Origin of the sequence: Paenibacillus allorhizosphaerae, from assembly GCF_042659105.1 — a bacterium.
Taxonomy (GTDB): Bacteria; Bacillota; Bacilli; order Paenibacillales; family NBRC-103111; genus Paenibacillus_G; species Paenibacillus_G allorhizosphaerae.
Window position 1 is genome coordinate 245,621 of record NZ_JBHSRV010000002.1, and the last position, 13,731, is coordinate 259,351.

The 13,731-nt window shown below is 52.5% G+C and carries 8 protein-coding genes; 5 read left to right on the forward strand and 3 right to left on the reverse strand.

All coding sequences use genetic code 11. The features are described from left to right. The first annotated feature begins 36 nt into the window (after window positions 1-36). On the forward strand, window positions 37-945 hold the full coding sequence (locus tag ACFQI7_RS09730) for a hypothetical protein (RefSeq protein WP_230415023.1): 909 nt from the start codon (window positions 37-39) through the stop codon (window positions 943-945). Window positions 946-1,034: 89 nt separating this feature from the next. Here the strand turns inward: ACFQI7_RS09730 and ACFQI7_RS09735 are convergent, their stop codons facing one another. Next, entirely contained in the window at window positions 1,035-2,054 is a 1,020-nt protein-coding gene (locus ACFQI7_RS09735; protein WP_218099567.1) for a LacI family DNA-binding transcriptional regulator, read from the reverse strand. Between the two features lie 512 nt (window positions 2,055-2,566). On the opposite strand from ACFQI7_RS09735, the gene ACFQI7_RS09740 reads away from it, so the two are divergent. Continuing rightward, complete coding sequence (locus tag ACFQI7_RS09740) at window positions 2,567-3,019, forward strand: ComEC/Rec2 family competence protein (RefSeq protein ID WP_218099568.1); 453 nt, start codon at window positions 2,567-2,569, stop codon at window positions 3,017-3,019. Between the two features lie 20 nt (window positions 3,020-3,039). Then, complete coding sequence (locus ACFQI7_RS09745) at window positions 3,040-3,969, forward strand: metallophosphoesterase family protein (protein WP_218099569.1); 930 nt, start codon at window positions 3,040-3,042, stop codon at window positions 3,967-3,969. 158 nt (window positions 3,970-4,127) lie between these two features. Here the strand turns inward: ACFQI7_RS09745 and pdxK are convergent, their stop codons facing one another. Beyond that, window positions 4,128-4,940 carry a pyridoxine/pyridoxal/pyridoxamine kinase gene (pdxK, locus tag ACFQI7_RS09750; protein ID WP_218099570.1) on the reverse strand — a complete coding sequence of 271 codons (813 nt, stop codon included), beginning with the start codon at window positions 4,938-4,940 and terminating at the stop codon, window positions 4,128-4,130. 288 nt (window positions 4,941-5,228) lie between these two features. Here pdxK and pelA point away from each other — a divergent pair, with 288 nt between their 5' ends. Beyond that, a complete protein-coding gene (gene pelA, locus ACFQI7_RS09755; RefSeq protein ID WP_218099571.1) occupies window positions 5,229-10,742 on the forward strand; it encodes a pectate lyase in 5,514 nt (1,837 codons plus the stop codon). A gap of 426 nt (window positions 10,743-11,168) precedes the next feature. Further along, window positions 11,169-12,491, forward strand: coding sequence for an ABC transporter substrate-binding protein (locus tag ACFQI7_RS09760; protein WP_218099572.1), 1,323 nt, complete (start codon window positions 11,169-11,171; stop codon window positions 12,489-12,491). A gap of 85 nt (window positions 12,492-12,576) precedes the next feature. On the opposite strand, the gene ACFQI7_RS09765 is transcribed toward ACFQI7_RS09760, so the two are convergent. After that, a complete protein-coding gene (locus ACFQI7_RS09765; protein WP_218099573.1) occupies window positions 12,577-13,725 on the reverse strand; it encodes a GntR family transcriptional regulator in 1,149 nt (382 codons plus the stop codon). Window positions 13,726-13,731: the final 6 nt, after the last annotated feature.

Here is a 13,731-nt window from a genome sequence, read left to right on the forward strand (position 1 = left end):
GTTAAAGTAACAAATTACAGAACAGGCGGGAATAAGATGAGAAGTCGTACGGTTGCAGGAAAGAAATCATGGGTCCACCACTTCGAGGAGGAGAAATGGCTTTATTTAACGGGATTATTCGGTTTTCTGCTTGCCGGAATATGCGCGGTTTGGGTGTTGTTGTTCGGAGGGGAGGTTGCTCCCCGAGGCGATGTCTCGAAAGCGATCTCCTTCAATGCGGCACTCGGCATATTTTTGCTCTCGACGGCTGCCATTATGCCGTTTGCCGCAATGGGGAAGAGGAGCAAAGTTTTTTTTCGCGTAACGTACATCATCCTCGTGCTTTATTCTTACGGTGCAGAAACGGTGCAAAATTTCCGCGGCGTCAACCCGAGATTCGTACATAACGGTACGATCTTTGATAAGACGATCGGCAACATCTTTGCTTTTGTCGCGCTGATGCTCGTATTGAGTTATCTATTCCTCGCAGTACATTATTTTCGCCGAAAAGCATACGTTCAGCGCCCGGAAATCGTGGTAGGGATTCGTTACGCCATGGCGGCCACCGTCATTTCGTTTGCAGCAGGCGTGTGGATTTCGGTCAATCAAGGTCGGTTCACCGGCCTGGAAGGAAACATCATTTGGCTGCATGGTCTCGGGTTCCATGCGCTTCAAGCCGTACCGATCGTCGCCTGGTTAACGGAGTATACCTCGCTTAAGAGCACGGTTCGCCGGACCATGGTTCATATTACGGGTATTGCATACGTGCTTGGACTTATCTCGATCGGCGTATTGACGTGGAACGGCCATTCCGTTCTGGAATGGTCGGCGCTACAGGTCGTCGCAATCGTCAGCTTTCTGGTTTCGATCACGGCAGGCGCGTGGGTGCTTGGTCAGTCGGTTACGGAGCTGCGGAGGGCATACAAGGGTTACGGGTTCAAAGGCTTAATGTCCACGATGAAATGAAACGAATAGTTTGGCGTGAGCAAAGCAGCCGGCCGCAGGGATATGCGGCAGGGCTGCTTTTTTCGTATGCCGGTCCGGCTGGTGCGCAGCTAGTGCGGCAGGCTGGATTCTCTGATCTTCAGTTCCGGATGTAAGTAAGTGATTTTACCCACTTCTTTTCCCTCGAGGACGTCGTTTACGAGCTGCACGGCCATGCTGCCGAGCTTGGATATGTTTTGGGTTACGCTGCTCAAGCTGGGCGTCAAGTAATGGCATAATTGAATATCGTCGTAGCCGACTACGGAGACGTCCCCGGGGATAGCGTATCCCGCCTCGGTCAGTTTTTTCATGACGCCGACAGCCATCATATCGTTCGCGACAAAAATGCCGTTAAACTCGCTCCCTTTCTCAAGCAGCGCTTCGCAAGCGGCATATCCGCCCTCCATGTTGTCTTTGGGAGCGTTGACGATCAAATCCTCATTTACCGAGATTTGGTTGCGGCTCAATGTTTTAATATAGCTGTCTTTCTTAACGACGCTGGGGTAGGAGAAGTTGAAGCCATTAATGTAAGCGATCCGGTCGCGCCCGGTATCGATGAGATGCTGAACGGCCATGCAAGCCCCTTCGGCTTCGTCGGAAAGCACGCAATAAATATTTTTCCCGACCAGCGCATGATTCGTGAGTACGACCGGTATGCGTTCGGACGTCTTCATAATATGATGGCTGTGGGGGTCGGTCACGTTGCGCCCGCCGACGAATATAATCCCGTCCACCTGTTTCTTCACGAAAATTTCGACGTATTTTTCCTCTTTTTCAATCCAATTTCCCGTGTTACCGAGCAGAATCGAATAGTTGTTGTGAAAGGCATGCTTTTCGATCACATGCACCATTTCCGCATAGTAAGGATTGTTCACCGTTGCGATAAACACGCCGATCGTCCTCGTAGACCTGGATACAAGACTTTGAGCCAGCGCGTTAGGCGAGTAATTCAAACGTTCCATAATGGAATGAATTTTCGTCCGGGTTTCGCTGCTTACTTTATCGGGGGTGTTGATCGTTCGGGATACGGTAGCGGTGGACACGCCGGCTTCTTTGGCAATATCGTATATGCTTGCATTTTTTTTGCTCACTAGAAAATTCCCTTCATCGATTTAATGATATGACGACGGTGCAATAGTAAGAAACCCATTACATTCGATTATATCGTACGGCCACTTTGTTTTCAATCGCCGCGATTTGCGGCAGCCTGCGACCGAATATGGTAAAAGTGTGCTAATCAAGACAGGATGCGAGTCGTGGTATAAAGACTTAGTAAATGCAATGGAACGTATTGTTGAAAAGTAAGCAATGGTATATAATGACGCATGTAACGGGTTACATTAAGTTTCGTGTTTGTTGTTATAAAATCGGTATATATTACATGTATTTTATAATATTGTTGGATTATTGACGAGGTTAATGTAATGGGTTACATTCATTTTGTAATTGTACGAGTGTAGTGTTTGCTAGTGAAGAGATTCTCATCGTTAACAGGGGGGATTGCCGGACAGATCGAGGTATGAATAATGCAAGAGCGTTGTACGTGTAGAGGCGTGAAGGAGAAAAACATTCCGTACGAATATTTGGAGGAAGGCGCCGGCTTATGCTGGGGAACGACGTCAAAGTAGAGCTGTTCGGTCCGCCGAAGGGCGAGCTGCCGGATGCCATCCAATCGTACAACGACGCGAAGCTGAATTATTACTCCATTGTCGTAAAGCTGACGTATAAGAACCAGTCCTTCTTATTCCCCGGCGACATTTACAAGGACATGGAGGAAAAGCTGAACGCGCAATACGGCGACCGTCTGAAGGCGGACTATTTGCATGCGCCGCATCATGGCGAAGTCACCTCGTCATCGCCCAAATTTATCGAGAAAGTCGCGCCGAAGGCGGCTGTGCTGAGCAGCAATATATGGGTGAACATGCCGCTCTTGGAAAGACTGGAAAGAGGCGTAACGAAAGCTTATAATACAGGGATTAATAAAAATATTTTGATCACGTCGGATGGCAAGCAGCTGCAGGTCTTCCCGGAAAAAGACAGACCTGCGCAGAAATGATCGCGGAGAGGGAGAAGAGGATGAGCAAGTCAAAGCTGACTTTCGGCATTGCTGCCGACATTCATCATGATTTTATGTACCAGGCGGAGGAACGGCTCTCGCAATTCATTGAAGACATGAACCGCGAGCAGGTAGATTTTATTATCCAGCTGGGCGACTTCTGTTATCCGCTGCCGGAAAACCGATCGTTCGTGAACGTCTGGGAGCGGTTTCAGGGGCCGAAATACCACGTGCTCGGCAATCACGACATGGATAAGTGCAACAAGAAGACGATTATGGACTACATCGGCATGGAGCGCAATTATTATTCGTTTGATCAAGGAGAGTATCATTTTGTCGTGCTGGATGCGAATTATTTGCTGCTCGATGGGCAATATGCCGATTACGAATTCGGCAACTACCATAAGCATCCCGCTGCGATCAGCAACTTGACGCCGGAACAACTCGCATGGCTGCGTGAAGATTTGGCCGCAACAGACAAAACGACGATAATATTCAGCCATCATAACCTGGAATCTCCGTACAACGATTTCAACTATGGCATCAAGAACAGCGACGACTTTTTCGCCGTGCTGAGAGAAGCGAACCGATCGGCCGGATTCCGTAAAGTGATCGCCTGCATGAACGGCCATAACCATTTGGACGGCGTGAAGGTGATCGACGATATTTACTTCGTCCATATCAACAGCATGTCTTATTTCTATATGGGCAAAGAATACGAAACGATCAGATACAATGAGCAAGTATCGGCGAAATATCCGATATTGACGCGTTCCGCCCCATACGAGGAGCCGTTGTATACGAAGGTGACGCTTGAGGAGGGGAGGCTTACGCTGACGGGCAGAACGTCGCAATTCGTCGGGCCGTCCCCGGCGGAATGCGGGCACCGTAACGTCTACGGCGGCCATGTGGTGACCGCGAAAATATCGGACCGCGTGTTGAAATATTAGCTTATTTGTACGTAGGCTATGGATCGGCACTGGCGAACGGACCGGTTGGGCATACGAAGCACGGTTCGTGCTGTAAAAGCAAAAAAGCTTATTCAGTTCTTCAATAGACTGAATAAGCTTTTTTTTCTTGGCGCTACCGGCTGTTTGCGGTGAACCGGTTATCCGCGATATTTGCGGTAAGCGGAGTGCATCGTCGGCCCGACATACGAATTGATCGGGAAGCCGTGACGAATCGCCTCGGAGATGAACGCTTTGGCGGTAGTGACGGCATCATGGATGCCGCTGCCTTTGGCCAGCTCGGCCGTTACGGCGGCGGAGTAGGTGCAGCCGGCGCCGTGCGTGTGGCTCGTTCCGATTTTCTCCGATTCGAACAGTTCGAAGGTTGCTCCGTCGAATAACAGATCGACCGCCCGCGGATGATCCAGTTTGGCTCCGCCTTTGATCAAGACATATTTCGCGCCAGAGGCGTGGATGACTTGCGCCGCTTCCTTCATGTCGTCGAGCGTTTTGATCGGAGGGCGGTCCGCAAGCTGCGCCGCTTCGAACAAATTCGGCGTTACGACGTCGGCCAGCGGGACAAGCAGTTCCCGTAAGGCGACCGTCGATTCCGGGTGGAGCGCTTCGTCATTGCCTTTGCACACCATGACCGGATCGATGACGATACGGTTGAGCGATTTGGAGCGGATCGTTTGCGCTACAAGCTCAATAACTTCAACCGAGCCGAGCATCCCGGTTTTGAGCGCATCGATGCCGATGCCGTCGAGAACGGTCTTCAATTGCGTCTCTATCGTTGACAATGGGACAGGATGTACGCCGTGCGACCAGCCACTCTCCGGGTCCATCGTGACGATCGTCGTAAGTACGGTCATTCCGTATACGTCCCGTTCCTGGAACGTCTTTAAATCGGCTTGTATGCCGGCGCCGCCGCTCGTATCCGAGCCGGCAATCGTCAATGCTTTTTTCATGCTCAAAGTTGTTCTTCTCCTTCATGCCTGTGATGGGAAATACATATATCATTTATCCTAATGATTTTACCGCCATTTTACAACCAGCAAATTTAACAAAAAAGCAGAAGAAATGCGCATGGAAGCGTAAAGAATTGGCGCTGCCTTCATGCTAAAGTAAAAAGCGTACGAACCATGAACTGTATCGAAAGGAGTGAGGTTGCAGCGGTATTGGGATGGATGAATGCGGAAGATTTCGATGCAATGAACGGCGAAATGGATACGATGGAGAAATGAAGGAGGAACGTAACGTACATGAATAAAAGGGAACGAGTTGAACGAACAAAGACTTCCGCAGGACGGCGTTTGTACCGGATGGATAGCGTTTCGTTAAAACTAGCGTTGATTGTACTTTTATTTGTAAGCGCTTTATTCCAAGCTCCGTATGCCGTTATGGCGGCGGAAACGATAACGGTTCCGGACGGCAATACAGCGTTCATTAACGAAGATTTCGAAACGACAACCGATCCTCCGGTAACGGGAACGACCAGTCCGATGACGACGGTCGCCGGCTTTACCCCGACCATCACGGCGAGCGACGCTTATGGTCTTTCCGTCTCGGACAACAGCGGGACGGCGGCGCCTACTGCTTTCCCCAGCAGGGCGTTGCTGCTGAAGGACACCGGTACGGGCTCTGTGAAAATTACGAAAAGCTTCGCGGCTGTCACCGGAACGGTGCTTTCCGTCGAGCAGGATATGTATTTTGAAGGTCCCGTAGGCAACGGCTCTACGCCGCTGCAAATTCTCGGGACGGTGAACGGCTCGTCATCGTCTTCCGACCTCTTGATCGAGGTCGCTTTGAAAAATTCCAATATCGCATGGCGAGACAGCGGAGGCACGGCAACCGCCAATTACCATAATATCAGTACGACGGCGATCGCGGCCAAGACATGGTACCATTTGAAGGCGGTGCTGAATTTAAGTACATACCGGGTCAATTACTATTTGACGAAACCGGACGATCCGTCGACGAGCTACGGAACGTTATTGGACCAGCCCTTCTTTAACGCCGCGACGACAAGCGCGGTAGCAAAATCTTATTTGGCGACAACGTCCGGTTCGTCCAGCGCTTATAACGTAGCGTTCGATAACGTTCAGGTGTACCGTTTGAACGCGGTTCCGGATCGCCCCGCAGGGGTAACGGCCATTGCCGGAAATACGCAGGTGGCGATCTGGTGGGCGGAGGCGAAAAATGCAACGACGTACGACCTGCTGCGGGGCACGTCGGATACGGGGCCGTTTACGGCGGTCGCAGCCGGCTTGACTGCGGCGCCTACCCAATCGTCGCCGTTTAATGACGCCCATCTGACCAACGGCACGACCTACTACTACGTCGTTCGGGCATTGAACGTGTACGGCTCCACCGATTCGGCGCCGCTTGCCGTTGTGCCGACGGGAGCGACGCCTTTGCCGCTTCCGCCGTCGGACATTGCGGCGACCGCACGCGATTCGGCCGTTACGCTGGCGTGGAATGAGGTAGGCGACGCGGCGACTTATACGCTAAAACGCAGCACTTCGCTCGAAGGGCCATACTCGACGCTCTCATCGGCGTTACCGTCTTCGCAGACAAGCTATTACGACACCGGGCTCAACGACGGCACGACGTACTACTACAAGCTGAGCAGTCAAAATATTGCCGGAATCGGCACGGAAAGCGAGCCGGTGACCGTTACGCCGGTCGCGCCTTTTGCCGCACCTTCCGGGCTAAAGGCGGCCGCCGGCCACAACCGGGTAACGCTGTCGTGGGACCCTGCCGCAGGAGCCGTGTCATATACGGTCAAACGGAGCAGCGTGTCCGGCGGGCCTTACACGATCGTTGCAAGCGGCGTAACGGTACCGGGCTATACGGATACCGCCGTGTCCGACGGAACGGCCTACTACTACACGGTTAGCGCCGAAAGCGGGCAAACCGAGAGCATGAACGCCAAGCAAGTGAGGGCGATCCCAAGCGATATCCCGAGCGGAGCTCCAAGCGCTCCGACAGGCGGGAAGATCTCGGCGGCGCCTAGCCGTGTAAGCCTTAGCTGGGATGCCGTATCCGGCGCATCCGGCTACATAGTAAAGCGGGCTGCGGCTTATGACGGACCATACGGCACCTTGGCCGTCACGGCGGGAACGGCCTATTCGGATACAGGGGTTACGAACGGTACGACGTATTATTATATCGTAACGGCAAGCATTGCCGGCGGAGAAAGCGAAGGCACGCAGCCGCTCATCGCCACGCCGTCTCAAGTGATCGTTGTCGCTCAAGACGGGGCGGGCGATTATGTCAAAATCCAGGATGCGATCAATGCGATTCCATCGAACAATAAGACGCGAATCGTGATTTACATCCGGAACGGATTTTATAAGGAGAAGCTGGTCGTTCCAGCGGATAAGCCTTATATCAGCTTTGTAGGCGAAAGCCGGGAAGGGACGGTGCTTTCATATGACAACAGTGTGGGCGCCAATCCGAACACGCAGGTGCAAAGCTTCGATATTCGCGGGGCGAATGCCACGATAGAGAAGGTGACGATCCAAAATACGGCGTTCCCGAGAACGGCGCCCGCCCCGGGATTCAGCGCGGGTCAGGCTTTGGCGCTCTATCTAAGCGGTGACAAATTCGTCGTCCGCGATGTGACGCTGTTAGGGTATCAGGATACATTGTATATAAGCAACGGGCGGCAATATTTCCACAACGTGTTGATCGAGGGTGACGTCGATTACATTTACGGCAACGGGGTCGCTTATTTTGACCGCGCGGAGCTGAAGCATGTCGGCAAAGCGGGCGGACATACGACCGCTGCATCAACGGATCAAGGCATGCCGAACGGATATGTCATTGCCGATTCCAGGCTAACCCGGGGTACTTCTTCGTTGAAATCTTTTCTGACGGCGCAAGGCAATTGGGATTCGTCGTGGGATATCGATGCGAACGGCATTCCATTGACGAACAACACCGTCGATTTGGGGAGGCCATGGAGACCGTATGGCCACGTCAAATACATCAATACGTGGATGGACGCGCACATCAAACCGCAGGGCTGGGACAACTGGGGCAATCCGGCGAACGAGCTGACGGCCGTCTATGCGGAATACGCCAGCAGCGGCCCCGGAGCGAATCCGAAAGGAAGGTTCGCTTGGTCGAAGCAATTAACTTCGGGCGAAGCTGATGAATTGACGGTACAGCGCGTGCTTGGAGGCGCGGACAGCTGGGATCCGACCTTAACGGGCGTTTTTGCCGCACCCGTTCCAGGCGGTATCGCCGTACCTGCGGCTCCGGGCGGGCTAAAGGCTGAAGCGGGAGACAAGCGGATCAGCTTAACCTGGAACAACGTGACAGGTGCGGAGCAATATACGGTGAAACGCAGCACGGCCAGCGGCGGTCCGTATGAGGCCATCGCCAATGTGTCCGATGCCCGTTTCACGGACACCGGGCTTATGAACGGCACGACGTACTACTACGTCGTAACAGCCGGTAATGCGGCGGGGGAAAGCGCCGATTCGGCGCAGGCAAGCACCAAGCCGGTTCAGCCCGGCGTCATTGTGAAAGCGGAAGTAACGGCGCCGACGACGGTGAAATTGACGCTGGGGCAGAAGCTGACGACGTTCGTTCCGTCCGATTTCGAGTTGAGCGGCGCAATGGGCACGTGGTACAGCTTGAACGCAAATCTGTCCAACAAATACTTTACGGTGAAGCGGGCGACAGCGGAAACGAACGCGGAAGGGAATACCGTCGTTGTGATCGAGACGGATCAGCCCATTAACCCGGATGCTACGATTACCGTTCCGGTCACCGAAAATCCGAAAAGTGTTCCCTATTTAAGCACAGCTTATTACTCGGGAGATCGGGCCAAAGACATTCAGCAGGCGGAGTACTTGCTCGGCTGGCAGATGGATCACGGCGGCTGGTTCAAGTTCAGCGGCGACAAGTACAAGAGAGCGTGGGACGGAAAGGAAGCGAAAGCGGACTGGAAGTCGAAGGACGGCAAAGACTTGGGCACGATCGATAATAATGCGACAACGAACGAAATCTTGTTTTTATCCGTCATGTATAAAGAAACGGGCGATGTGCGTTACAAGGAAGCGGCTCAAAGAGGCGTCGAATTTTTATTGAAAATGCAGTACCCGAGCGGCGGTTGGGCGCAAGTATATCCCGCACGCGGAAACTACTCCGATTATGTGACCTATAACGACAACGCGATGATGCGGGTCATGAACGTGCTTACGATGGCGGTGAAGAAGCAGTACCCGTTCAACACGGACATCCTCGACGACGGTTTGCGCAGCCGATTGCAGCAAAGCTTGAATCAAGGGCTCGATTATATTTTGAAATCGCAGATCGTCGTTGACGGCGTCCCGGCCGCCTGGTGCGCGCAGCATGACCCGGTGACCTACGAGCCGCGCGGCGCCCGCGCCTACGAGCATCCGTCGATATCGGGTTCCGAGTCAATCGACATTATGAAGTATTTGATGGCGCTGCCCAATCCTTCACCTGAGGTGAAGCGTGCTGTGGACAGTGCTCTGTCCTGGTTCGACGCGAATAAAGTAAGCGGCATGAAATACGTCTCCGGCGATCCGAATAACGTATATTTCGTTCCCGACCCGAACAGCACGATCTGGTACCGCTTTTATGAAATCGGGACGAATCTGCCGATTTTTTCCGGCCGTGACGGAGTAATCAAACATAACATTCTGGAGATTGAAGGAGAACGGAGAAACGGTTACAGCTGGGCAGGAACGTGGCCGCAGAAGCTGCTGACCGTCGCCGGAACGACCGGTTTTTTCGAGAATCGCGCTTACGTGAAGATCGTCGGCGATCAATCCCAAACCGCATCAGGCGCCAAATGGACCGTCGGGGAGGTAAAGCGGGTGGAAGGTACCTATACGGTAACCATCCCCGAAGCTCCGTCGGGTGTGACGGCAGAAGCAGGCAGCGGCGGACAAACGGCACTCGCCTGGAATAGTGTAACCGATGCCGTATATTATAACGTGAAGCGCAGCTTGACGAGCGGCGGACCTTATACGGCGATCGGCACGAACTTGAGAACGGCGAGCTACATCGACATGGCGGCTGCGGACGGCAACACCTACTACTACGTCGTTACGGCTGCGAATACCGCGGGAGAGAGCATGAACTCGGGCGAAGTCGGCGTCGATAAGACGGCACCGGTGACGATAGCGGCGGCCAGTGCCGCTACCGGCAGCAACGGCTGGCATACAAGCAGCCCGACCATTACATTGTCGGCACGCGACGATTTTTCCGGAATCAAACAAACGTTATACCGGCTGAACCAAGAGGCCTGGGAACCGTATTCGCAGCCGGTTACGATTACAGCGGACGGCATTCATACATTGGAATACAAAAGCGTGGATCAAGCCGGTAACGAGGAATCGTTGAAATCGATGGAGGTAAAAGTAGATAAAACCTCTCCCGTTGTTCATGTAACGCTGGATAAAAATACGCTTTGGCCGCCGAACCATAAACTAATTACAGTCACGGCAAGCGTGTATGCTACAGACAGTGCTTCTCAAATCGACTCGATTGTCCTTACCTCCATTACGAGCAGCGAGCCGGACAGCGGCTTGGGAGACGGGGATGAATCGGGCGACATTCAAGATGCACAGTACGGCACGTTCGACGTTTCCTTTGCCCTGCGTGCGGAAAGACCGGGCAAATCCGGACGTATATATACGATTACGTATACCGCGACGGAGAAAGCAGGCAACCAGACGATAGCTTCGGCGACGGTCCAAGTTCCTCATGACCAATCAGGAAAAGACAAATAACGTGACATAATTTCATCAAATATACGCAACGCAAGCAATCGACCGATTCCCAGATGTTGTTCCGGGGCTCGGTTTTCTTTTGTTACAAGAGCAGACAATCATAAATTGATTGCGCAAACATATATTTGTTATAAATGAACATACAACATATTTACAAGTTCGAATATCAGTGATATGATTTGTTCTGTCGCAGGAGATACATGGAAATGTAAGCGCTGTATCCGAGTGTTTGAATCAGGGGAGGCAGGTGACGTTACGAACGAAGCCGTTCTATGCGCAGCAAGTCATACGAAGCGAGACCGGAAACCTAAGCTGCGGGAAGAACGGGACATGGAAGCAGTCTGTCTAGGCGGCAAGAATCCAAAACTTGTTGACGCTGGTAGTGTAACGGGCGTGGATAAAAAAGCGAATAAGGGGCGTAAATCGATGACCGAATGGAACTTTTTTTCGATTAGGAAGGCATCCTTCGTATTGACAATCGGTTCTCTCTTTGCCGGAGCGCTTGCGGGCTGCGGCGGACCGGACCAACCGGCTGCAGCGCCGTCGGACATGAAGACGAAAGAACCTGTAGAGCTTACCCTTGCACCGTACTTTCTCAATATGACCGACGCGGAGTTTCAAGAAGTTCTCATTAAACCACTCACCGCAAAATACCCGCACATCAGTCTGAAAGTCGTTCGCGACGATATTACGAAGCTGGTTTCGGCAGGGCAGACTCCCGACATCGTGTACTCCGCCAACTCCAGATTTTCCGTTCTTCAGGAACTGGACATTCCGTATGATTTAAGCGCGCTTGTAAAAACGTACAACTTGGATTTAAACAAATTTTCCAGCCCGAATATCGATTGGATCAAGGAGCTTGGCACAAAAGGCGAAATATATGGAATCCCGTTCGGCCTCAACCAAATGGCATTGTTCTACAACAAAGATTTGTTCGACAAGCGCGGGGTGGCGTATCCGAAAGACGGCATCACTTGGGACGAGTACTTCGAGCTGACCAAAAAGCTGACCTACAATGAAGGGGGCGTGCAGTATCGCGGCAGTCTTCCCCCGAATCCGGAGTTCATCTCCCGCATGAAATCGATGTCCCTCGTTGATGCGAAAACGAATAAAGCGCTGGTCAACAACGACACGTTCAAGAACGTAATGGAGCTTGTACAGGCTTTTTATCAAATTCCAGGGATGGTGCAGGACGGCCAAAAGCTGCCTGCGGGGAGCAATCATTTCGTCAAAGACTTGCAAATGGCGATGTATTTGAATTGGATCCCCGATACCGTAGGTTTCATTCAGCAATCGGCGGCCCAGATGAACTACGACCTTGTCGGCGCTCCGGCGTTCAAGGAAAAACCGGGGATTACGATCGATCACGGCGCGCAGATGATGGTCGTGTCCAAGTCGTCGCAGCATAAAGAAGAGGCTTTTCAAGCCATTCAGCTGTTCGCTTCACCAGACGTGCAAAATATAATGAACCGAAAAAGCCGCCTGACCGTACTGGCCGACGAATCGCTTACCAAGCAGTTTTTGGCCGACGTTGAGGTGACGAAAGGAAAAAACATCCAAGGCGCATTAAAAGTCAAATCGGCTAAAATGGCGCCGCCGAATCCATATCATGTCATCGTTGCGGGGAAAGTCAATGCGGCGGCTGAGACGTTCGCTACCGGGGCGAAGGACATCAATACGGTTCTCCGGGAAACGCAGGAGGAATCGGATAAAGCCATAGAACAAGAGCTGGCCAAGAAAAAGAAATAGGCTCCCGCCGGAGCTGCTTATGCATAGGTCCCGGCAGCGGAGTTTCCATCGTGAAATGGCCGGCAGCGCAACAGCTGCCGGCCGATTATTGCGCTTCAATGCCAGACGCGGAAGCTGGTATGGAAGCGGGGCCGGCGGCGCTTGCCGTCGAGCTTCGGATGACGAGCGTATTGGGAAGCACGACGTTGCGGCGGTCCTGCGTCGGATCCTGTATGAGCGACAGCACCAGCTTGGCCGATTCCTTGCCCATCGCTTTCTCGTTCTGGTTCATGAACGTAAGCGGAACTTCAAACAAATCGGATTGCTCGCTGTTGTCGAAGCAGACGATGGACAACTGTTCCGGAACGCGAATCTTCAAGAAATCGGCCGCTTTTTTGGCCATTTGGCCGATCGTTGCGTTCGTCGCGACGATCGCTTGCACATCCGGGTTATCGGCCAAATAGGTTTTGATCTGTTCGACCGGGCTCGCGGCGTTCAAACTTAGACGCAGCCGGTAGTCGATGTAGAGCCCGGAATCGCTGAGCGCCCGTTCGTAGCCGTGCAAGCGGTCCTCGATGCTTGTCGTGCCAGCAACGGCCGTGCTGATAAAGCTGATTTTCGTGTGTCCGAGCCGGGTTAAGTGCATTGTCGCTTCATATGCTCCGGTGTAGTTGTCCGAGCTTACGCTGTTCGTATCGAGTCCGCGCAAATACCGGTCCACAATGACAAGCGGAAAATGATTCAGCGTCAGCTTCAATATTTCTTCATTGAATGTCTCGCCTTCCACCGGGTAAATGATAATGCCTTTTACGCCAAGCCCAGTGAGTTCTTTCAATATTTTGTTTTCCAAAGGCTGCGAATCGTGGGTAAGCCGGAATACGAGGTGATAGCCATGATGGGACAGCTCTTCTTCGATTCCGGCCATCAGGTTGGCAGTGAACAAATTGTTCAAGCGTGGCATCAGGAAAGCGACAAGCGATCCGCCGCCGGTCTCCTGCTGTTCGTACGTGATCCATTGCTCTGACGCACCGTCGGCGATATAGGAACCTCTCCCCTGGATTCTGTAGATGAGACCTTGTTTCACGATATCGGCCATCGCGTTTTTGACCGTTATCCGGCTTACTTGGAATTGTTCCGCGAGTTCGTTCTCCGACGGAAGCTTGTCTCCCGGTTTCCAAATGCCTTTGTTCATCTGGTCTAAAATGTAATTTTTTAATTGGATATACATGGGGACCCTTTTTGGGGCTTGGGACATGATGGT

Excerpts from the sequence above, each read along its gene's own strand:
- ACFQI7_RS09760 (WP_218099572.1), top strand. The coding sequence starts at position 11,169 with ATGACCGAATGGAACTTTTTTTCGATTAGGAAGGCATCCTTCGTATTG.
- ACFQI7_RS09730 (WP_230415023.1), top strand. The coding sequence starts at position 37 with ATGAGAAGTCGTACGGTTGCAGGAAAGAAATCATGGGTCCACCACTTC.
- ACFQI7_RS09745 (WP_218099569.1), top strand. The coding sequence starts at position 3,040 with ATGAGCAAGTCAAAGCTGACTTTCGGCATTGCTGCCGACATTCATCAT.
- ACFQI7_RS09765 (WP_218099573.1), bottom strand. The coding sequence starts at position 13,725 with ATGTCCCAAGCCCCAAAAAGGGTCCCCATGTATATCCAATTAAAAAAT.
- ACFQI7_RS09740 (WP_218099568.1), top strand. The coding sequence starts at position 2,567 with ATGCTGGGGAACGACGTCAAAGTAGAGCTGTTCGGTCCGCCGAAGGGC.
- pelA (WP_218099571.1), top strand. The coding sequence starts at position 5,229 with ATGAATAAAAGGGAACGAGTTGAACGAACAAAGACTTCCGCAGGACGG.